Source organism: Mesorhizobium amorphae CCNWGS0123 (genome assembly GCF_001686985.1).
Taxonomy (GTDB): domain Bacteria; phylum Pseudomonadota; class Alphaproteobacteria; order Rhizobiales; family Rhizobiaceae; genus Mesorhizobium; species Mesorhizobium amorphae.
The window spans coordinates 1,349,676-1,370,048 of record NZ_CP015318.1; the positions used below are offsets into that span (position 1 = coordinate 1,349,676).

Genomic DNA, 20,373 nt, shown 5'->3' on the forward strand with positions numbered 1-20,373 from the left:
ATTCGCCCGGATCGGGCTCTTGAACAAGGAACGGCATGAGCAAGGCACTCACCACATTCGCACTGGTCGCGGTGCTCACCGCTCTGCTCATGGCGTTAAGCCTTGCGGTGGCCAGACACGGCTATCCCTACGGCGCGATCGGCGTGAAGCGCCTCGACGGCATTGCCGATGCCGGTTCGTTTCTGCCTTTGGCCGCCGTCTATTTCTTCAGCGCGCTCTTGATGATGATCCTGCCCATCCGCGCCGCCAGCATTGTGCTGACCAATGCCGCCGATGCCCTGTTCTGGGCAGCGATCGCGCTGTTTGCGACCATAGTCGGCTGCCTCGTCGCCCGATGGGCCTTCGGCCAGGGCGGCGTGCTGTGGGCTCTCGTCAACTGGCGGTTCCTGTTTGTTGCGGCCATCGTCGCCGCCCATTTCACCATGAACGAGCTTCGCCGCAACGTCCTGCTGAGAAGCCTGTTCTTCGTCGTATTTGCCGCGGCGACGCTGGCCTGCCTGTTCTGGTCCTTCGCAGTCTGACCGGAACCGATCGCGTTCCTTCCCTCTACGGCGACACGCGCGGGCTTTCCCCGGCGCGCCTCATCGGCTATCGAGGGTCCGATTTGAAACGCCCTCACTCTGTCGCTATTTGTCTGATAAATGACTTGGGCGATGGATGACTGGGTGGTAGATAGGCCGGCAAACGGCCCCACCAGCGAATCTCACTGAATCTCACTAAGGAAAGACCATGACCCTGTTCCGCAAAAACCTCATCGACGGCGAGTGGCTGGGCGAGGCCGGCTCCCGCAACATCAATCCTTCGAACACGGGTGATGTGGTCGGTGAATACGCTTCCGCCGGTCCGGAGCAGGCCAAACAGGCGATTGCCGCGGCGAAAGCCGCCTTTCCGGCCTGGTCGCGTTCGGCGCCTTTGGCCCGCCATGCGGTGCTGAAGAAGGCGTCCGACGAGATCATGGCCCGCAAGGACGAGATCGGCCGCAACCTGGCGCGCGAGGAAGGCAAGACGCTGGCCGAAGGCATTGGCGAGACGATACGCGCTGCCCAGCTTTTTGATTTCTTCGCAGGCGAAACGCTGCGCCTGTCGGGCGAGCTGGTGCCGAGCGTGCGGCCGGGCGTCGGCGTCGAGATCACCCGCGAAGCGGTCGGCGTCGTCGGCATCATCACGCCGTGGAACTTCCCGATCGCCATTCCGGCCTGGAAGATTGCGCCGGCGCTGGCCTATGGCAACACCATCGTCTTCAAACCGGCGGAATTGGTCCCGGAGAGCGCCTGGACCATCGTCGACATCCTGCATCGCGCCGGCCTGCCGAAGGGCGTGCTCAATCTGGTCATGGGCAAGGGCTCGGTGGTCGGCCAGGCCATGCTCGACAGCCCCGACGTCAACGCCATCACCTTCACCGGCTCGGTCGGCACCGGCAAGCGTGTTGCCGCGGCCAGCGTCGAGCACATGCGCAAGTTCCAGCTCGAAATGGGCGGCAAGAACCCGCTCGTCGTGCTCGATGACGCGGATCTCGCCGTTGCGGTCGACTGCGCCATCAACGGCGCCTATTTCTCCACTGGCCAGCGCTGCACGGCCTCTTCCCGCCTGGTCGTCACCGAAGGCATTCACGACCGCTTCGTCGCGGCGCTCAAGGAGCGCATGGAAAAGCTGGTCGTCGGCGACGCGCTGGATGCCAGGACGCAGATCGGACCAGTTGTCGACGCGACGCAGCTGAAGCAGGACGAGGACTACATCGCAATCGGCCGCAACGAAGGCGCCGAGCTTGCCTTCGGCGGCGAGCGGCTCGACGGCGCAACGCCCGGCTTCTATCTGACGCCGGCGCTGTTTACCGGCGCCACCAATGCCATGCGCATCTCGCGCGAGGAGATTTTCGGGCCGGTTGCCAACGTTATCCGCGTCAAGGACTATGACGAGGCGCTTGCCGTGGCCAACGACACGCCTTTCGGCCTGACCTCGGGCATTTGCACGTCGAGCCTCAAGCACGCCACACATTTCAAGCGCAATTCCGAGGCTGGCATGGTGATGGTCAACCTGCCGACGGCGGGCGTCGACTTCCACGTTCCCTTCGGCGGCCGCAAGGGATCGAGCTACGGCCCGCGCGAACAGGGCCGCTATGCCACGGAGTTCTACACCACGGTGAAGACCGCCTATACTTTTGCTGGCTAATCAACGGGTGAGCCAATGACATCCGGCAATGCGGACCTGACCTGGCTCAACCCGCCGCCCCATCATGAATTCGGCGATAATGCCGTGCATGTGCGCACCGGCAAGGAGACCGACTTCTGGCGCGAGACCTTCTACGGCTTCCGGCGCGACAACGGCCATTTCCTGTATCGCCCGGTAACGGGCGATTTCAGCGCCGAGGTCACGGTCAAGGGTGACTATCAGGTGCTCTACGACCAGGCCGGACTGATGGTCCGGCTCAGCGAAACGCACTGGATCAAGGCCGGCATCGAATACACCGACGGGCTGGCCTATTTCTCCGTCGTCGTCACCAACGACACCTCCGATTGGTCGCTGGTCAGCATCCCGGCCAGCCCGGACGGTGTCAGGATCCGCCTGACCCGCCACGCCGAAGCCATCCGTGTCCAGTATCTGGACGCTTCAGATGGCCACTGGAAGCCGGTGCGAATAGCTTATTTCCCGCCCTCGAAGTCGGTCGACGTTGGCATGATGTGCTGCTCGCCGCAGCGCGAAGGCTTTGAGGTCACCTTCGCCGACTTTTCGGTCGGCCCGCCGATCTCGCGAGAGCTGCACGACTGAGGCAAGAGCAATTCCAGGAAGAGTGCGTAGCGGTTTTCCGTTCGGAATTGAGCAAAACAAAAAGTCGGGCGGAGACGGCATCCCCGCGCTCACCACGGCACATGCAGGATCTCAAGCTTGGGAAGACCGATCGGCCTAATGCCCAGATCGTTGGCAAGGGCGCCAAAGCCTTCGGTTTCGATCAGGTCCCGGTACGGAAGCTCGGGAAAACGAAGACCGCCGCGATGCAGCGCGGCATCGACCAGCAACATGGTTCCGCCGACGCCGTCGAGGCCGACCTTCTCGAGATGCCGGACGTCGCTGAGAAGGAGCCGACCCGGTGCGCCGGTGGCAGGCTGGTGAATGCCGTTGCGGATGGCGCGGTAATAGCGATAGTCCTTCATATGGCGGGTTGTGACGAAGCTGTTGTGGTCGAAACTGTCGCCGCCGGCGATCTTCACGCAATTGGGCACCGTGATGCGGTGCCCGGCTCCGATAAGCCGGCTTACAATGTCGGGCGGGAATCGCCAGACGTCGATGTCGATCCACAGCGCCCAGTCATCGTCGGCGTCCAGCCCCTGATCGATCAAGTGATTGCGGACCTTGGCGATGTTGCCGCGCCGGCTGCGCTGCAGCCGCGGCATCGATCGTTTGGAGCGGTCAAGGCTGGCGCTGCCGAGCTGTTTTTGCAGCAGCACGATGCCGCGATACACCCCGGCCAGCGGCGCCACCGCGGCCTGCAGCCGTTCCCAGCTTCCGTCCGAGCTGTCGCCCTCGCAGAAGACGAGCTTGATCCTGTCCTTCGGGTAGTCGAGCTGCTGCAAGGCATCGAGGAAGGGCTGGATATGGTCGGCAGCGTCGCGAAGCGGCACCAGGACGGCGATGTTTGGGCCAGTCGGCGGCGGCGCCGAAAGGGCCGCCTGGCTGACGCCGCGCTTGGCTGTCGTCTCGTCCAGATGGGCGCCGCGCGTCAGCTGGTACCACGACCAGTGGGCGAGGGTGCGAATCCTCTTCGTTAACCCCGGTGCAGGTTCGGGTGTCCACCAGGTGCCGGCCCAGTGATGGATCGACAGCGTCGGCCCTGCGCTGCCGTCTTTGCGCCCTGACGAGTCAAGGGGCGTGAACAGGGCGGACGGATGGATGGCGAAGGCCGTCTGGTCGCCATGGCCGAGCTGCGCCGAGGTGAGCAGGCAAGGCCCTGTCGCATCGAGTGCATCCCTGGCATGGGTCAGTCCGGGCAGCATCGACAGGATCTCGAGCCAGAACGGATGCCGGGGCGGGCTGGCCATCGTTCCGTTGAACAAAAGGTAGGGCAGCCCGCGAAAGTCCGCCTGCACCAGCGTGTGCGTGTCCGGCTCCTTGCAAAGTACGATCCGGTCTTCGCCCATCACGGGATCGAAAGGCGCCACGCATTCGCAGTCGATATCGGCATAGACGCCGCCGAAATGATAGAGCAGCAGATAGCGCCCGGCATCGGCGCGCAGCACGCCATGCGAGTAGCTGCAAAAGGTCGGCAGGAAATCCGGATAGTGCTCGGCGACGAACTCGAGCAGCATCCGGTCGTTCCAGAACATCATCGTCCAGTCGGGATGATGCCGCTTCCAGCTCTCGACATAGGCCTGGAAACGGGCAGGGACGGCGTCGGTCTTCCATGTCTGGTGCAGGATCGGCGGGATCATCGGCAACTCGTCGATCGGTGACTGGGCACAGCTAGAGCAATTCCAGGAAAAGTGTGAAACGGTTTTCCGTCCGGAATTGCGTCAAAACAAAGGGATAGAGCGGTTTTGCGTTTCCGTGAAACGATGACCGCTCTAACCGCGTCACGCATCTTCATCGGCCAGTCCGAGACCGCTATGGACGGCGTCGCGGATGGCCTGCGGCCCGAACCGCGACCAAACCGCTTGATGAGCGCGGGCGCGCTGCCGGGCCATGCGGGCGGGATCCGCGCAGAGCGCGATCGCCATCGCCGCCAGCTCTTCATCCGAAGCTGCCAGCAGCACCTCTTCGTTTTCGACCAGGTCCAGCCCTTCTGCCGCCAGCGGCGTCGCGATGACGGGCACGCCCCACGCCATCGCTTCGAGGATCTTGATGCGTGTGCCGCCGCCCATCGACAGCGGAATGATGCTGAGATGCGCTGCCGACAGCAGCGGCCCGACATCGTCGGGGTTCTCGACCAGCGTTACGCCTTCCAACCCGGCGAGGTCCTGCACGGTCGGCGCAGGCGAGCGGCCGGCGAGAGTGAGTCTCGCTGTCGGCAGCGCCCGGCGGATGCGAGGCAGGATGTCGCGAGCCAATCGTTGGGCTGCATCGATGTTCGGTTCGTATCCAAGATGGCCGACGAGCAGGATGGACGGGAAACCGCCGGAAGGGGCTGCCCTCAGCGCCTCGGGTATGTCCTCGGCCCGCGGGATGCCGTTCGCAACGATATCCACCGGTACCGTGCTCGAGACGAGCGCCTTGAATTTCTCGCGGTCGAGGCGCGAGCAGACCCAGATCCTGTCGACGATCGCGGCCGCCTTTCTTTCGAGGCGCCTGGCGTCAGCTGCGCCGGAGCCCTGGGCGGACCGCAACTGCCCGGCGAGGTCCGACTCGACATTGTGCATGTCGAGGATGAGCTGGCCCGCCAGCGGCCGCAAAGGCCTGAGCAGCCTGAACAGCGGAATGCCCTCGACCAAGATCGTGTCGGGGCGAAATTCGCGAACCAGCGCCTCGAGCCGCGCCAGCGCCGGACGCGGGATCCGGGCCTCGGTCCTGGCCCTCCACAAGCCGAGTGCCCGCGCGCGTGGTTCTCCCTCGGCAGTCAGGGCCGCGACGCGAATGTTGGCTGGGGGCGGTTGCGGCGGACCGGCCGGCGGCCTGACCGAGACGAGGCAGACCGGACCGAGTTCGGCTGCCGCCAGGGCGTTGCCGAAGTTCCTGAGATCGGCGCCCGATGTCGGCGGAAAGGCCGGATCGATGCAAACCACCAGGGTTCGACGTGCCGTTCCGGATGCCGATGCGGCTTGCGGAGCCGCCCGAGCCGGTCGTCCGAAGCGAGTGTGGGGATGATGCTGCAAGGTCTTCCAACTCCGGCCCAACGCCTTGCAGGCGCTGGAGCAATTCCAGGAAAAGTGTGCCACGGTTTTCCGTCCGGAACTGCGCGAAAACAAATGTCGGCGCGTCATATCCGCCGCATTGGCAAACAGGGTACGATATAGCCACGGGAAAATGCAGGCATGCAACCCATATGCGGCTCTGTTCGCCTCAATAGGTGGCGCGGCCGCCGGAAACGTCGAAAACACCACCTGTGGTGAAGGAGCATTCCTCGGAAGCGATCCATGTGATCAGCGCCGCCACCTCCTCGACTTCGCCGAATCGCGCCATCGGGATCTTCGACAGCATGAAGTCGATATGCTGTTGGCTCATCTGGTTGAAGATCGCCGTGCGCACCGCCGCCGGCGTGACGCAATTCACCGTCACCTTGGTCCTGGCCAACTCCTTGCCCAGCGATTTGGTCAGCCCGATCACTCCCGCCTTGGAGGTGCTGTAGGCCGAGGCATTGGGATTGCCCTCCTTGCCGGCGATCGAGGCGATGTTGATGATCCTGCCATAGTCGCGCTCGAGCATATGCGGCACCAGCGCTCTGTTGCAGTAGAAGACGCCGTTGAGATTGATGTCGATGACCCGGCGCCAGTCCTCCACCGAATAGTCCCAGGCCGTCATGTTCGGACCGGTGATGGCGGCACTTGTGACCAGGATGTCGACGGCGCCGAGGGCCTTGATCGTCTCTTGCGCGGTACGCCCGACCGCTTCAGCATCGGCGACGTCGAGGATCGTCCCGTCCAGGCCCGGGATCGCAGCCTTGGCCTGCTCGATCTGGGCCGGATCGCGGTCCCAGATCGAGGCGCGCCCGCCTTCGGCCACGATCCTTTGCGCCACCGCCAGGCCGATGCCTGAGGCGCCGCCGGTGATCACGGCCGATCGTCCGGCAAACCGTCCTGCGAAACGCATCGACATGCGGCACTCCTCCCGATCGGCGGCGAATGTGAAGTCAACGTCCGCCAAGTTCAAGTCGGGATTGGTGCCGCCGATTGGGATCTTGCTGGGCCAGGAGCTGCGCGCCGCTAGCCGTTCTTGATCGATTGCCAATGGCTCAGCTGCTCTGCGATCAACTCCACCCGCCGCTGATTGTCGCGCCCGTCCAGGATCGCCAAATCCTCGGCCTCGGCGCGCAAATAGACGCCGGAGGTGCGCGCGTTGAGTTCCGGCTGCGTTTCCGCGCGCGTTATGAAATAGCCCGACGCGCGATCGGCGGTCTCCAGCCGGATCTCGCCTGTCCCGTGCAGCTGCGGCGCGTTCGCATCCAGGGGCCGTTCTCCGTTCCAATAGTAGAAGATGCCGGAGGGCTCCTTCTTCTCCTTCAACGCTTCGCTCCAGTACCTGGCCGACAGGCTGCCATTCTCCTGCCATGAGCGACCCGTCAGCTCGAGCGCACCGTCGCGGTTTCGCGCGATGCGCAGCAGGCTCACGGCGGACGGCTCCTTCGCGGTGCGCTCCGACAGGGAAAACTGCCACCAAAGACCCTCTATGCGGGCGATGTTGCCCTCATTTTCGATTGCGCTCCGCAGCTTTTGATTGATCGCTCTCATCTCCGCCGCGGTCGCTGCCTCGCCGTACCGTACCGAGGTCAGGCCGAGCAGATCGCTGGGAAGCTTGGCGCCGTTCGCATGGAGGATAAACGTGCGGCGCATCCCGAGGACACCCCCGAAAAGCCCGGCTTCGAAAACCACATTGTCTCGGGGAGAAGCCTGAGCCGATACCGAAGCGGACGATTCCGGCTGGCTCGCGCTCGTCCAGTCGTCCTGGGCGAATACGAAAGCGGCGAAGTCGACCTCGCGGGTAAGCTCGATGAGACGCCCCAGCGTGGTCGTCCCGGGGCTGAAGGAGGTCGTCCAGGGCTCGACTTGCGCGATCTCTTCAAGACCGCGTGTCAGCGCGTCGAGCAGTTTCTTCTGCTTTCCCGACGAGCCCAGGAAGATTCGCGGTTTGGCCATCCGTTCCCTCCAGCTGCGTGTCCGCCTTTGCTGCCGACATGGCCTGCGTGAACGACGGTTCGCCTATTGTATTCATCTCAGGGGAAGCAGCAACGGCGCGAAAGGCGCGATCTCCCGGCTACGCGTTCTCAGTCCGGTGCTGGAAGAACTGCAGGAACAGCTCGCGCTCGGTGGTGATGTCGAGCTTCTCATAGATGCGGCGGCGATGGTTCTTGACCGTGCCGACGGTGATGCCGAGACGCTCGGCGATGTTGGCGGTCGGGTGGCCGGCCAGGATCAGCTGAACGAGTTCCCGCTCGCGCAGCGACAGCTCCGGCCACAGGCTCGCCGGAATACTCGGTTTCTGCTGCGGCGAGGCACCAGGACCGGTCGGCGCCGATGTACGGGAAAAGTTGGCCCCGCGCGCCCTGATGTCGAGCGCATGCAGCGCCTCGAACACCGGTAGCCGTTCCTGCAATTGGGCGATTTCGCTGTCCCTGAACGACGTCGTCGAGCGGTCGAGGAAGATGCCGAGGCACCAGTCGCCGCCATCGGCGAGCAATATGCCGACCTCGTCGCAGATTTCCGACTGCGCCAGGAAGCCGGCTATGTATTGGCCGCGCTTGGCCCTGTCGTCGGCAAACCGCTTTAAAGGCATGATGCCGAGCCGCCGCTCCTGTCGCCATGAGGCATAGAAGGGGTCGAACACATAGTAGCTGGCGAGGTAGCGCCGGACCATCTCGTCGGAGAAGCGGCGGTGCTTGACGAATTCTGGCGTCTTCGTTGCCGAATAGCGGGTGACGGTGACGAGGTCATGCGCGATGTCGGCGCCGATCAGGTCGATCAGGCAGTCGACATGCCGGTCCGTGCCGGTGGCGGCGATCGCCCTGGCCAGCGGCGCCCAGATGTTGCCCATGCGCATGCCCTCTTCTCGGCGATGTCCGCCCGGCCGTCATTGTGTCTTTTGGCATATGGCGCGAGGGCGTCCTTCGAATCTAGCCTTGCGTCATCCTAGACCGAACCCCGAGGCGACCGTGACCCAGCCAAATCCCGCCGGCCCCATCGTCGGCAATCCTATCGTGATCGGTATCGACGCCGGCGGCACCATGACCGACACGATCCTTGTCGATCAGGACGGCCACTTCAAGATCGGCAAGTCGGCGACGACGCCGAAGAACGAAGCCGAGGGTTTTCTCGCTTCGGCGGAAGACGCGGCGGATGCCTGGGGCATCTCGCTCGAAGCGTTGTTTTCCGGCGTCAACGTCGTGCTCTATTCCGGCACCGGCATGCTCAACACGCTCTTGTCGCGCACCGGGCGCCGGCTCGGCCTGATCACCACCAAGGGCCTGGAAGACATGATCCTGATGGGCCGCGGCCTGCAGGCCTGGGCCGACTATTCCTATGCCGACCGGCTGCATGCCGTGACGCATCACCATCCCGATCCGCTGGTGCCGCGCCGCCGCACGCACGGTGTGACCGAGCGCATCGACCAGTTCGGCGACATCGTGCTGCCGCTCTACGAGCATGAGGTTTCCGCCGCCGCGAAAAGGCTGATCGCCGAAAAGGTCGAGGCAATCTGCATCATGACCATCTTCTCGCACGTCAATCCGGTGCACGAGAAGCGCATCGCCGAAATCTGCCGCGCGGAGGTCGAGAAGGCCGGCGCCGACATCCTCGTCTACACCAGCCACGAGGTCCGTCCGGTCATCCGCGAGCAGTCGCGGCTGAACTCGGTGCTGATCGAAGCCTACGCCACCTCGCGCGGCCGCAAGCAGCTGAAAGGCATCGAGGATGTCTCGAAAAAGTACGGCTTCAAATATGGCGTGCAGACGCTGCTCTCCTTCGGTGGCTTGACCTCGATCAACCATCCGCGCCTACACGAGACGATGATCTCCGGTCCGATCGGCGGCATCCTGGGTGCTGCCTATGTCGGCAAGCTGATCGGCAATGATTCGCTGATCTGCTCGGACATGGGCGGCACCTCCTTCGACATGGGCGTTATCACCCGCGGCCAGACGCGGATCGAGAACGAGCCGCTGATGGACCGTTTCAAGCTCAACGTGCCGACGCTGCATCTCGACACGATCGGCGCCGGCGCCGGCATGATCCTCAAGGTCGACCCGCTGACGAAAAAGGTTTCGCTCGGGCCGGAAAGCGCCGGCTCCGATCCCGGCCCGATCTGCTTCGACCGTGGCGGCACCGAACCGACCATCGCCGATTGCGACGCAATCCTCGGCCGGCTGAACCCGCATTATTTCCTCGGCGGCAAGGTCGTACTGCAGGTCGAAAAGGCCCGGCAGGCCTTCGAGGAGAAATGCGCCCGTGTGCTCGGCGTCGGCGTCGAGGAGGCGGCCGAAGGCATGATCGACATGCTGGAGGCCGACGCCAGCAATGCGCTGCGGCGCGTCATCTCCGGCCAGGGCATCCACCCGTCGGAGTTCACGTTGCTGTCGTATGGCGGCTCCGGTCCGTTGCATCTGGCCGGCTGCTCGCGCGGCATCGGCTTCAAGGACATCATCACCTTCCAGTTCGCTGCCGCCTTCTCCGCTTTCGGCTGCACGACGGCCGATTTCATGCGCCGTCATTCGGTGTCGACGCAGCATGACATCCCCTCGCGCGCCGACGAAGCGACGCTTGCGGGCTTTGGTGCCAAGGTCACCACGGTGTGGAACGATCTGACCAAGGCGGCCGTCGATGAGATGATCGCCGACGGCCATGCCCGCGAAAAGATCAAAACCGTGCCGTTCCTGATGATGCGCTACACCGGCCAGCTCGAGGACGTCGAAGTCATGGCGCCGCTTGCCGAGGTCAATTCGGCCGACGATATGCGCAAGGTTCTCGACGAGTTCGAGGCGGTCTACGCCAAGGTCAACCACCGCGTCTCGCGCTATGGCGAGGCCGGCATTACCATCACCGAACTTGGGCTCATCGCCACCGCCGACAAGGTCAAGCCGGTGCTGCTCAAGCGACCGCTCGGCGCCTCCAATCCGGCCTCCGCTCACAAGGGCGTGCGCGAGGCCTATATCGCCGGGCGCTGGCACAAGGCCGATCTCTACGAGATGGACCTGCTTCAGCCCGGCCATGAAGTGATCGGCCCGGCCATTATCGAACATCCTGCCACCACGCTCGTCGTTCATCCGCAAGACCGTGTCTTCGTCGATGAATGGACGCTGCTTCACTATTCCCATGCTTGAGAGGGCGACTGCCATGTTGGACAAACCTGCCTCGGCCCTGCGCCTTCGCGAACGGCTGCTCGATTCCGAGCGGTTGATGGAAGAGACCGGCTGCTATGACGGCATCACCGAGCTCTCGCTGCGCAACCAGGACCCGCTGAAATTCGAAACGCTGCACACCAAGCTGCGCGCCTATTGCGTCTCGGCGCGTGAAATGGCGCGCCGCATCTCGGCTTCGCCCGGCGTGCGCGAGGTCGGCGAAATGGTGGTGGCGATCTATACGCCCGAAGGCGACGCCATCGCGCTGTCCAACGGCATCATGGTGCATGTCCATACGATGAGCCGCTTCATCAAATGGATGATCAAGAACAATTACGAGGACAATCCGCGCATTCGCGAAGGCGACATCTTCGCCAACAACGACGCCTTCATCGGCACCGTGCAGGTGCCTGACGTCATGGACGTAGTGCCGATCTTCCATGAAGGCACGTTGGTCGGCTGGGCCGGTGCTGTCTGCCACGAGCTGGAGGCCGGCGGCATCACGCCCGGCGGCGACGTCTGCCTGGCGCAGGAGCGCTTCACCGAAGGCCTGTTCGTCTGCGCCGAGAAGATCGGCGAGAATGACGAGATCCGCCGTGACTATGTCATCCGCTGCGAGCGCAATCTGCGCATGCCGATCTACTGGGTACTGGACGAGAAGGCCAAGGTCGCCTCCTGCATCGACATGCGCGAGAGCGTCAAGCAGCTGATTTCCGAGATTGGCCTCGACTACTGGATGAAAGTGTCGAAGGAATTCATCGAGGAGGGCCGCCGCGCCCAGCTCGCCCGCACGCGCCAGCTCACCGTGCCCGGCATCTATCGCGGCCACACCTTCTATGGCCACGTCACCGCCGGCAAGCCAGGCTTCCAGCCGCTCGGCGATCCAGACTGGCTCTACAACATCCCGATCGAGATGGAGATCGGCACCGACGGCAAGATCACCATGGACTTCGAGGGCACCCAACCCTGGGGCTACCATTCGATGAACTGCACGCCGGCCGGCATGGATGGCGGCATGTTCGTGACGCTGACCCAGCACATGAATTTCGAAGGCCTGGTCAATGACGGCGCCTGGATGGCGACCGAGCTGAAACTGCCGCATGGCACCTGGACCAATCCCGACAACGAGATGGTGGCGACGGCGACATCATGGGCGCTGCTGCTGCCGGCCTACGGCGTGTTCCAGCGGCTATTGTCGCGCAGCTTCGTCGCGCGCGGCTATGTCGAGGAAGCCTTTGTCGGCCAGGTAAACAGTCCGATGATCGAAATGGGTGGCGAGAGCCAGTACGGCACGCCGTTCGGCATGGCGCATTTCGAATGCGCCGCTGCCGGCTCCGGCGCTCTGGCCATCAAGGACGGGCTCGACACCGCCTATGTCGGCTGGAATCCGGAATCCGACATGGGCAACATCGAGGTCTGGGAACAGTCGATGCCGATGGTCTATATCGGCCGCTCGATCGTGCCGAATTCTGGAGGCGCCGGCAAATATCGCGGCGGCTGTTCGTTCATCTCGACCTGGCTGATCAACAAGACCTCGCACCTCAGGTTGCACACGTCGGAGCATTCCTCGCGCGTGTTCGACAATGGCGGCATGTGCGGCGGCTATCCGGCGCCGACCTGCCAGAAGCATCGCGCCGTGCGCAACTCCAACATTCACGAACTGGCGGCCAAGGGCGAACCGCTGGCGCATGCGCCGGGCACGGACCCGCATGTCTCGGATTACGAGAGGAACATCGGTGGCGACCATGTTGTGGTCGAAGGCCCCTACATCACCGCCCCGCACAAGCAAGGCGACATATTCAGCCATTCCTACAATGGCGGCGGCGGTTATGGCGACGTGCTGGAGCGCGACCCGGTCAAAACGGCTTGGGATGTCGAGAACGGCTTTCTCACCCGTGAGGCGGCGGACCAGGTTTTCGGCATCGTGCTGAAGGACGATGCCGAGGGCTATCCGGTCGCCGATGTCGACGCGACCGTCAAACGCCGGGCCGCCATGCGCAAGGAGCGTCTCGCCAGGGCAATCCCGGTGGCGGACTGGATCGCCGCCGAGCGGGGCCGCGTCGAGAAGGCCGACTTCGCTCCGGAGGTGAGGAAAATGTATGCCAGCGCAATCAAACTTTCGCCGCGCTTCACCAAAGATTTCAGCGATTTCTGGAACGTCGACGCCAGATCGATCTTCACGGCGGGAGCAAAGCCATGACCTCATACAGCAAGGAAATCATCCGCGATCTGGCTAGCGGTCAGCTGCCCTGGCCGCAGACACGGCGCATCATGAGCGCCTACAAGGACGATGACCGCTTCTTCAAGATGGTCGCCGTCCATCAGGACCGCGTCGCCTGGAAGGACCCGATCCTGTTGCCGGTCAGCGATCATCTCTTCATCTGCCAGAGCGGCGATGAGCGCGTGACCCGATGCGAATGTGGCCATTCCTTCGGCGACTACCGCAAGAACTGGAAGCTCAAAGCCGCGATCCATGTCCGCAACACGGAAGAGACGCTGCGCGAGATCTATCCCAACAGCGATCTGCCCGATCCCGCATGGATGGAGATCCGCGAATTCATCTGCCCTGAATGCGGCACGCTGCATGAGGTCGAGGCCGCGGCACCCGGCTATCCGATTGTGCATGATTTCGAGCCTGACCTGGAAGGCTTCTACCGCGATTGGCTTGGCAAGCCGCTGCAGCCTTGACCGGGCCTGTCGCCGGGCCTTGGATGGCGGCTGCTTTGTGGTGTGACTGCGGAGAACCTGTTCGATGACCAATCTCTCGGGCCGCAGTGCCATCGTCACCGGCGGTTTCTCCGGCATGGGCTTCGCGATCGCCACGGCGCTTGCCAGAGCCGGGGCCAACGTGGCCGTCGGCTCCTATGTGGCCGCGCCGGGCACGGGCAGGACCGACGCCGCCTATTATCCGGGCGCCGAGGAGATTGAACGGGTGCGCTCCGCCCTGGCGGCGCATGGCACAAGGGTCTACGCCGCACATCTCGACGTGCGCGACAGCGATCTCAGCAATCGCTTCGTGGCCGAGGCGGAGGCCGCGATCGGGCCGGCCGACATCCTCGTCAATGCCGCCGGCACCACCGCCGAGCAACCGGTCTGCGGCCATTCCGACGAACTCTGGGACAAGATCGTCGACACCAACCTCACCGGCGCCTTCCGCGCCACCCGCGCCGTGCTGCCCGGCATGATCGGGCGCGGCTGGGGCCGTATCGTCAACATCGGCTCGACCGCGGCCTCCGTCGGCTGGAAGGACAATCCGGCCTATTGCGCCTCGAAGGCTGGCCTGCTCGGCCTGACCCGCTGCGTGGCGCTGGAAGGTGCCCCGCACGGCGTCACTTGCGTCATGATCAGCCCGACCTGGGTGGAGACCGAACTGATGCGCCGCAATGTCGCGCAAGTCGTCGAGCGTGAGGGCAAGGGCCGCACGCCGGAGCAAGCCATCGCCGAAATCGCGCGCGGCAACCCGCAACAACGCATGCTGCAGCCGGAAGAGATTGCGGGACTTGCCGTCTTCCTCTGCTCGGAGGCGGCCAGGGGCATCACCATGGAAAACATCCAGGTTACCGGCGGCGCTTTGTGGTAGCTCCGGCTCTCGCCCCCGACCCGGTCCGGCCTTATGGGGCGAGGGCGCCGCATTAACGCCATTCACCTGTTGCATGACAATGCGCAGGTTCTTCCCGTTTTGCCCGCGACAACATTTGTCATTGAGTGAGGGGCGATAGAACGGTAGGTTATGTTGCACTGCACAATGGACGCCCCGGATCGGGGCTCGGCCCAGCCTCTGGCAGGCCCAGCCGTGAAGGCTCAATGGATGAGAGATCCGTTAGCGATATGAAGATTCCAAAATCCTTGCTGATCGATCCGGAGAAGAGCGCCGTCTATGGCACCTTCGCCGTCGCCGTTTCGATCTTTGCCTTCGCCTACTCGACCAATTTCGGCAAGGTTCTCATCCTCGCCTATTATGCGGTCTGGCTTCCGCTCATCCTTGTCGACTACCGGCGGTTTTTACGGCATCTCTCCGACGCCTGGCTGCCGCTGCTGTTTGTCGCCTATGTCTGCTTTTCGGTCTTCTGGTCGCATGCGCCCGGCATAACCGCGCGAGCGTCGCTCCAGTATTTCTCGCATGTGCTCTGCGCCTACATAGCGGCGCGCACGGTCAGTGTCCGCACATTGGTGGTGGGCTCCCTGATCGGGATTTTCTTCGTCCTGCTCTATTCGCTGCGCGTCGGCAATTATGCGCTCGACACCATCGACGGGACCACCAACTTCGTCGGTGCCTTCGGCTCCAAGAACCAGGTCGGCTTCTTCGCTTCGTTCGGCATCTATCTCTGCTTCGTCTTTGTCGTCTTCTACCGGCGCGGCTGGCCAAGCCTGGTCTGGACGGCACCGATCGGCCTGCTGTCGCTTTACATGCTGGCCATCGCCCATTCCGCCACCTCGGTGGCGTCGCTGCCGGCGGGGCTGGCGGTCGTTATCCTGCTTGGCGTGAGCAAGGTGCTGTCACGCCGCTACAGGCGGGTGCTGTTCGCGGTCGGCGCCTGCACGCTGGTCGGGGCGATCATGGCGGCGCTCAATCTTGGCCTTATGGATTTCGTGCTCGGCATCTTCGGCAAGGATTCGACGCTCACCGGGCGTACCTATCTGTGGGAACAGGGCTGGGAGGCCGCCCAGCAATTCCCGGTCCTCGGCTATGGCTATGCCGCCTATTGGGTGCAGGGTTTCGCCGAGGCCGAACGGCTGTGGGCCGAGTTCTACATCACCACCCGCACCGGCTTCCACTTCCACAACACCTATATCGAGACCCTGGTCGAGCTCGGCTTTGTCGGGGTGACGATGATTGCGCTGGTCATCCTGCGCGCCTTCTATGGACACGTGTCGTCGGTCATCTTCCGCGATTGGCGCGCCGATTCGGTCGTCCTCGCCGGCGCGGTCGGCCTCATGCTGCTCCGCTCCTTCTTCGAGGTCGAAATCCTCGGCCCCTATTTCACCGCGTCATTCGTCGTCTACTACGGCCTGTTCAAGCTGCGCGAAGTGCCGGTGGTGCGGCCACAGCGGTCGCGGATCGCCATCCAGGAAGCGAAAACCGCAAGCAGCGGGCCCCACGCAATAGGTTAGAACAATCCTAGGAAAACTGCGTAGCCGTCCGGAATTGGGTCGGCGGGGCCATCAAAAGCCCGAGCCGCTCTAAGCGGCAGGCCGACGCTCAGGCGATGGCGCGAGAACGCTGCATCTGCCGCTGCAGGAAGCGCCGCACCGGCTCGTCATAGAGGCGGGTTGCGATGTCGGCGATGACGATCACGGCAAGCGCCATGACGATGCCGAACCAGGGATGGTTGGCGAACGGATCGATGGAGACGGCCTTGCCCGCTCCCGCGATGATCATCAGCATCGGCGTGTGGATGATGTAGATCGGGTAGGAGATCCGTCCGAGCCAGCCATAGAGCCTGGCAAGGCCTGGACGGGTCGGCGCTACGGCGCCAACCGTGACCAGGAGTGGAAACAACAGCACGACGCAGATGAGATCGTAGGGCGCGCGGCCGGCGCCTGCCGGCGCGATGGCAAAGACCACCAGTGTCAGGATCATCGCCATCTCGACCCAGTAGCCTTTCTGCAGGAACCCGAGACTCCCCTGGATGCTCCCCATCGACCGGCAAAGCAGCACGCCCAGAAAGAACGAGAAGCTGACGCGCGGCAGGCCGCTGGCGATTGTCTGTCCGGTCATGCCGAAATCGAGCGTGCCGGCCAGCACCGCAGCAAGGATCAGCAGCGCCAGGCTGCCGGCGAGCAGCACCACCAGCGCCCTTTTCGACAGCACGAAGAACAAGAGCACATAGGCAATATTCACCAGCAGCTCGAAAAACAGCGACCAGGAGGCGGGATTGAGCGGAAAGATGGTGTGATAGGCATCGCCGACCAGCGGAATGAACAGCATGCCCGTCGTCAGCATGACGGCAATGTCGGAGACCGGCAGATACTCGGCCGGAATCAGCCTGTTCTTGATCACCAGATAGAAAAAGCCGAGCAGCGTGCCGGCAAGGTAGAGCGGGTAGAGGCGGATCAGCCGGATCAGCAGGAAGCTGCCGACGCTCATCCCGGTTTCGATCTTCCTGTCATAGGCGTGTGCAATGACGAAGCCGCTGAGCAGGAAGAACAGGTCGACCGCAAGGTAGCTCGAAGGCAGCACCTTGCCGTCGGAGATGAATGGCGAGAAGTGGTAGAGCATGACGCTGATCGCCGCCACGCCGCGCATTGCGTCGAGATTGAGGTACACGTGACGGGGTGCCGGCTGCATTATGGGCCTTCATCAGCGGATCGCTGCGCGACGTCTGCAGCGGCTCTCCTGCACCCGGCTGGGCGGCACTCGATGCTGCCTTCTCAACTCCTGCCGGCCGGCGTCGATGACGCCGGGCCGTTTACCTACCGGCTGACGATTGTCATGCCTACTGGCTGACCATTGTCATGCCAGGCTGATCATTGTCATGCCTATTGGCTGGCCATCGGCGCCAGCTTGACCTTGATCACGTCCCCCGGCAGCACCAGCGTGTCCTCCTTGGCGGCGATCTCGCTCGTCTTGCCGTCGACAACGCGCACCAGCGAATAGAGGAGGGCCGGTTCTTCGCCGCTCGTGATTGCAGCCGTCGTTGCCGGATCCGTTGCCTGGGCCATCAGGCCTTTTTGCATGCCCACCCTGAGCGCAGCCTCGTTCAGATCGGCTTCGGTCTGCTGCCGGTCGGCGGCGAGCTTCGAGCTCAGGGTATTTTGGGCATCGATCGCATCCTGCGTCGCCTTGCTGATCGACTGCTTGGCGGTGAGGATGGCCGTTTCGTAGTCCAGGATCTTGCCCTGCAGGTCGGCGACGGATTGCTGCGAATCCAGCAGTCGCGAATTGGCGACCAGACCCTTTTGAGCCAGCGGGCCGATGTTGCTGAGCTGCTTCTGCGCCAGATCGACCTGCTTCTGCTGGTTCTCGATCTTCTGCTGCAGCGATTCGATTTCGGACTGCAAAACGCTCTTCAGCTCGTCGAGCGCCTGCAGCTTCAGCTTCAGAGCCTTCTGGTCGGAGGTGAGAATGGTCATCTCGTCGGCAACGATGGCCTGCAACCGCGGATCGCCCTCGACCTCCTTCGGCACGTCGAAGGTGGTCTTGCCGACCAGATCGGCATCGATGCGGGCGCGTTTGACCACCAGCCGAACCCGCTGGTCGTCGTAAATGTCAAAGTTGCCCTTGGCGGTGACCAGGTCCTTGCCGAGCTGGGAGCCGAGATCGGTATTGCGTCTTATGCCCCCGGCAACGCTGATCGCCTTGAGCACCGTCAATTCTGGGACGTAAGGAAACTGACCAGGCGACTGCACTTCGCCCGAAATGTAGAACGGCCGGAACTGCACCATTTCCACGGATGCTTCCGGCTTGTCCGCAAGCGCCAGCTTACGCTGCAGGGCTTCGCTGATCGTTGCCGCGATCTCGGCGGTGGTCTTGCCGGCGGCGGGCAATTCGCCTGCGAAAGGCACAGAGAGCGTTCCGCCGGGGCCGACCGAATAGTCGCCGTTGACCGCCGACCAGTCCCGGAACGTGCCTTCGACTGTCTGCCATTCCGCGATGCGGATGTTGAGCTTGTCCTGCGGTCCAAGCTGGTAGTCGCCGGCCATGGCCGGGACCGAAAGCGAGAGCGCCAGGCAGGCTGCGATGAGCCGTACCGGCGCCGTGGATCTGCTGCGAAGAAGTCCGACGATGTCTGTTTTCAACTGAACGTTTCCGATCCGCTTTGCCCCCACCGCCCAATGAGTTCGCTGCTGGCCGAAGACAGCCGCCTCAATGCAAGACCGGCTGTGCGAGACTGACTCTAGTAGGAGCCGCGCGACATCCACACCGCAGGCACGGTCTTGAAGATGATGCGAACGTCCTCGAACAACGACCAGTTCTCGACATAGTGGCGATCGAACGCCACGCGAGTGTCATAAGAGACGTCGTTGCGGCCGCTGACCTGCCACAGCCCGGTCAGGCCGGGGCGCGACTTCAGATAGTAGACTGCGGCGCTACCGTAGATTTCCAGTTCATCGCGCACGACGGGTCGAGGTCCGACGAGGCTCATATCGCCCTGCAGGATGTTGATGATCTGCGGCAATTCATCGAGGCTGAGCTTCCTCAGTACCGCTCCGACGCGCGTCACGCGCGGGTCGTTCTTCAGCTTGCGCGTCGCGATCCATTCGGCATTCGCCTCCGGATTGGCGGCAAGATAAGCGGCAAGCACGCGCTCGCCGTCCGGAACCATGGTGCGGAACTTGAGGCAGGGGAACACCCGGCCGCCGCGACCGATGCGCTTGTGGCCATAGAAGATCGTGCCGCCGTCCGACAGCTTGACCAGGAGGGCCACCATCACGAACAGCGGGCTGAGAAGAATCAGGCCGACCAGTGAGCCGACAATATCGAAACTGCGTTTGAGCAGGCCGCCGATGGGTGGCGGAAAATCAATGCCGACCTGCGAAAACCCCGCATTGGCCGACTTGGCGACGTCCCTCATGCTTAAAGCTCCATACGTTGAACGAATGGTTTACGGCACGATATCAAAAAAATGCTGCAGCGCAACACACAATTTCCCATCACGGTGAAATAGTCACGTCATGAATTGACTAAATAATAAACGCGCTCTGCCCAAAAATTCGCCTTTGTGGCGCGTTTGTGACAATTTGTGAGCAAGTGCTGAAAATGTAGTGCTTTTTTGGGGCCGATTTTGGGCGAATCGTTCTTCGCCGCAGAGCGTGGGGCGTTAAATTGCTTAAGATTCGCTGGATGACCTGAGTTGTTCGCATAAAATACTAATTAACATTGTAGCTTTTACTGAAGTAGAATCCATTTCCTCCTAATCGCTATGGTGCCTGCGTGTGCGTCGCAGCATGACAGAGTCGATCCCGTCGACCCGCTCAAAATTATTTGCGGTTGGCCTTGCCGACAGTTCCCCGCCTTAATAGAGTCGCAAATTGTTCCTGTTAGAGTTTGGATAGGTTGGAAAGGCCGGAAGCAACCGGTCGAAAGTGGGCATAAGAATAAGCTCGCGTGGCGCATGGGGAGATACTCGGGTGGGTAAGTCGTCGCTTTTGCATGCTCGCGTCGGTTGACGGGACGACGGGCATGTCACTACCAAAATTCATCATAGGAATGGTTTTCGCCATCGCGATCGTGGTCGCGTGGTCGTATTTCGATGGCGCTTCGCTGGGCATGACGCTGCTGCGTGCCATCGCTTGCGCCGTCATCATTCAGCTTGGCTACTTTCTGCTGGTCTTCGTCATGGTCGCCAGGAGCGCCCCGACGCCAGCCGAAAAGGCACGCGAAGCCGAAAGAAACCTGGGCCTGGACCAGACGGCCAAGAACGAGAAATTCAGCACCAGGCGAAGCATTCACTGATTCTTGC

The 20,373-nt window shown here is 62.9% G+C and carries 17 protein-coding genes; 9 read left to right on the plus strand and 8 right to left on the minus strand.

From position 1 onward, the window contains the following. The first annotated feature begins 35 nt into the window (after positions 1–35). From A6B35_RS06455 to A6B35_RS06465, 3 genes are all read left to right on the plus strand, one after another. Entirely contained in the window at positions 36–521 is a 486-nt protein-coding gene (locus A6B35_RS06455) for a hypothetical protein (protein ID WP_006205279.1), read from the plus strand. Between the two features lie 208 nt (positions 522–729). Next, positions 730–2,169, plus strand: a complete 1,440-nt coding sequence (locus A6B35_RS06460; protein ID WP_006205278.1) for an aldehyde dehydrogenase family protein — start codon at positions 730–732, stop codon at positions 2,167–2,169. A gap of 15 nt (positions 2,170–2,184) precedes the next feature. After that, on the plus strand, positions 2,185–2,766 hold the full coding sequence (locus A6B35_RS06465; RefSeq protein ID WP_006205277.1) for a DUF1349 domain-containing protein: 582 nt from the start codon (positions 2,185–2,187) through the stop codon (positions 2,764–2,766). Between the two features lie 89 nt (positions 2,767–2,855). On the opposite strand, the gene A6B35_RS06470 is transcribed toward A6B35_RS06465, so the two are convergent. The 5 genes from A6B35_RS06470 to A6B35_RS06490 all read right to left on the minus strand — a co-directional run bounded on the left by A6B35_RS06470 (position 2,856) and on the right by A6B35_RS06490 (position 8,679). Continuing rightward, a complete protein-coding gene (locus A6B35_RS06470; protein WP_006205276.1) occupies positions 2,856–4,424 on the minus strand; it encodes a glycosyltransferase in 1,569 nt (522 codons plus the stop codon). 141 nt (positions 4,425–4,565) lie between these two features. Then, positions 4,566–5,711 carry a glycosyltransferase family 4 protein gene (locus tag A6B35_RS06475; protein ID WP_006205275.1) on the minus strand — a complete coding sequence of 382 codons (1,146 nt, stop codon included), beginning with the start codon at positions 5,709–5,711 and terminating at the stop codon, positions 4,566–4,568. A gap of 277 nt (positions 5,712–5,988) precedes the next feature. After that, positions 5,989–6,741: an SDR family NAD(P)-dependent oxidoreductase gene (locus A6B35_RS06480; RefSeq protein ID WP_040583717.1), complete on the minus strand. Its 753-nt coding sequence runs from the start codon at positions 6,739–6,741 to the stop codon at positions 5,989–5,991. 107 nt (positions 6,742–6,848) lie between these two features. Next, the gene (locus A6B35_RS06485; RefSeq protein WP_006205273.1) at positions 6,849–7,778 is read right to left on the minus strand and encodes a TIR domain-containing protein; all 930 of its coding nucleotides are present in this window, start codon (positions 7,776–7,778) and stop codon (positions 6,849–6,851) included. 118 nt (positions 7,779–7,896) lie between these two features. Continuing rightward, a complete protein-coding gene (locus tag A6B35_RS06490) occupies positions 7,897–8,679 on the minus strand; it encodes a helix-turn-helix transcriptional regulator (protein WP_006205272.1) in 783 nt (260 codons plus the stop codon). 184 nt (positions 8,680–8,863) lie between these two features. Here A6B35_RS06490 and A6B35_RS06495 point away from each other — a divergent pair, with 184 nt between their 5' ends. The 5 genes from A6B35_RS06495 to A6B35_RS06515 all read left to right on the plus strand — a co-directional run bounded on the left by A6B35_RS06495 (position 8,864) and on the right by A6B35_RS06515 (position 16,081). Further along, entirely contained in the window at positions 8,864–10,951 is a 2,088-nt protein-coding gene (locus tag A6B35_RS06495; protein WP_050900859.1) for a hydantoinase/oxoprolinase family protein, read from the plus strand. Positions 10,952–10,964: 13 nt separating this feature from the next. Continuing rightward, positions 10,965–13,169, plus strand: a complete 2,205-nt coding sequence (locus tag A6B35_RS06500; protein WP_006205270.1) for a hydantoinase B/oxoprolinase family protein — start codon at positions 10,965–10,967, stop codon at positions 13,167–13,169. Then, positions 13,166–13,657, plus strand: coding sequence for an acetone carboxylase subunit gamma (locus A6B35_RS06505; protein WP_006205269.1), 492 nt, complete (start codon positions 13,166–13,168; stop codon positions 13,655–13,657). The genes A6B35_RS06500 and A6B35_RS06505 overlap by 4 nt, the downstream gene beginning before the upstream one ends. A 64-nt stretch (positions 13,658–13,721) precedes the next feature. After that, on the plus strand, positions 13,722–14,549 hold the full coding sequence (locus A6B35_RS06510) for an SDR family NAD(P)-dependent oxidoreductase (RefSeq protein WP_006205268.1): 828 nt from the start codon (positions 13,722–13,724) through the stop codon (positions 14,547–14,549). A 248-nt stretch (positions 14,550–14,797) separates the two neighbouring features. After that, on the plus strand, positions 14,798–16,081 hold the full coding sequence (locus A6B35_RS06515) for an O-antigen ligase family protein (protein ID WP_006205267.1): 1,284 nt from the start codon (positions 14,798–14,800) through the stop codon (positions 16,079–16,081). A gap of 88 nt (positions 16,082–16,169) precedes the next feature. Here A6B35_RS06515 and A6B35_RS06520 read toward each other — a convergent pair whose 3' ends face one another. From A6B35_RS06520 to A6B35_RS06530, 3 genes are all read right to left on the minus strand, one after another. Then, positions 16,170–17,258, minus strand: a complete 1,089-nt coding sequence (locus A6B35_RS06520) for an acyltransferase family protein (protein WP_006205266.1) — start codon at positions 17,256–17,258, stop codon at positions 16,170–16,172. 191 nt (positions 17,259–17,449) lie between these two features. Continuing rightward, complete coding sequence (locus tag A6B35_RS06525) at positions 17,450–18,613, minus strand: polysaccharide biosynthesis/export family protein (protein WP_100084835.1); 1,164 nt, start codon at positions 18,611–18,613, stop codon at positions 17,450–17,452. Between the two features lie 194 nt (positions 18,614–18,807). Next, positions 18,808–19,485: a sugar transferase gene (locus A6B35_RS06530; protein WP_006205264.1), complete on the minus strand. Its 678-nt coding sequence runs from the start codon at positions 19,483–19,485 to the stop codon at positions 18,808–18,810. Between the two features lie 608 nt (positions 19,486–20,093). Here A6B35_RS06530 and A6B35_RS06535 point away from each other — a divergent pair. Beyond that, positions 20,094–20,366 (plus strand): exopolysaccharide production repressor protein, encoded by a 273-nt coding sequence (locus A6B35_RS06535; protein ID WP_040583724.1) that lies wholly within the window; start codon positions 20,094–20,096, stop codon positions 20,364–20,366. Positions 20,367–20,373 lie beyond the last annotated feature (7 nt).

Excerpts from the sequence above, each read along its gene's own strand:
- A6B35_RS06510 (WP_006205268.1), top strand. The coding sequence starts at position 13,722 with ATGACCAATCTCTCGGGCCGCAGTGCCATCGTCACCGGCGGTTTCTCC.
- A6B35_RS06525 (WP_100084835.1), bottom strand. The coding sequence starts at position 18,613 with ATGGCCGGCGACTACCAGCTTGGACCGCAGGACAAGCTCAACATCCGC.
- A6B35_RS06505 (WP_006205269.1), top strand. The coding sequence starts at position 13,166 with ATGACCTCATACAGCAAGGAAATCATCCGCGATCTGGCTAGCGGTCAG.
- A6B35_RS06500 (WP_006205270.1), top strand. The coding sequence starts at position 10,965 with ATGTTGGACAAACCTGCCTCGGCCCTGCGCCTTCGCGAACGGCTGCTC.
- A6B35_RS06530 (WP_006205264.1), bottom strand. The coding sequence starts at position 19,485 with ATGAGGGACGTCGCCAAGTCGGCCAATGCGGGGTTTTCGCAGGTCGGC.
- A6B35_RS06485 (WP_006205273.1), bottom strand. The coding sequence starts at position 7,778 with ATGGCCAAACCGCGAATCTTCCTGGGCTCGTCGGGAAAGCAGAAGAAA.
- A6B35_RS06460 (WP_006205278.1), top strand. The coding sequence starts at position 730 with ATGACCCTGTTCCGCAAAAACCTCATCGACGGCGAGTGGCTGGGCGAG.
- A6B35_RS06455 (WP_006205279.1), top strand. The coding sequence starts at position 36 with ATGAGCAAGGCACTCACCACATTCGCACTGGTCGCGGTGCTCACCGCT.
- A6B35_RS06515 (WP_006205267.1), top strand. The coding sequence starts at position 14,798 with ATGAAGATTCCAAAATCCTTGCTGATCGATCCGGAGAAGAGCGCCGTC.
- A6B35_RS06520 (WP_006205266.1), bottom strand. The coding sequence starts at position 17,258 with ATGCAGCCGGCACCCCGTCACGTGTACCTCAATCTCGACGCAATGCGC.
- A6B35_RS06470 (WP_006205276.1), bottom strand. The coding sequence starts at position 4,424 with ATGATCCCGCCGATCCTGCACCAGACATGGAAGACCGACGCCGTCCCT.
- A6B35_RS06495 (WP_050900859.1), top strand. The coding sequence starts at position 8,864 with ATGACCGACACGATCCTTGTCGATCAGGACGGCCACTTCAAGATCGGC.
- A6B35_RS06490 (WP_006205272.1), bottom strand. The coding sequence starts at position 8,679 with ATGCGCATGGGCAACATCTGGGCGCCGCTGGCCAGGGCGATCGCCGCC.
- A6B35_RS06465 (WP_006205277.1), top strand. The coding sequence starts at position 2,185 with ATGACATCCGGCAATGCGGACCTGACCTGGCTCAACCCGCCGCCCCAT.
- A6B35_RS06535 (WP_040583724.1), top strand. The coding sequence starts at position 20,094 with ATGTCACTACCAAAATTCATCATAGGAATGGTTTTCGCCATCGCGATC.
- A6B35_RS06480 (WP_040583717.1), bottom strand. The coding sequence starts at position 6,741 with ATGTCGATGCGTTTCGCAGGACGGTTTGCCGGACGATCGGCCGTGATC.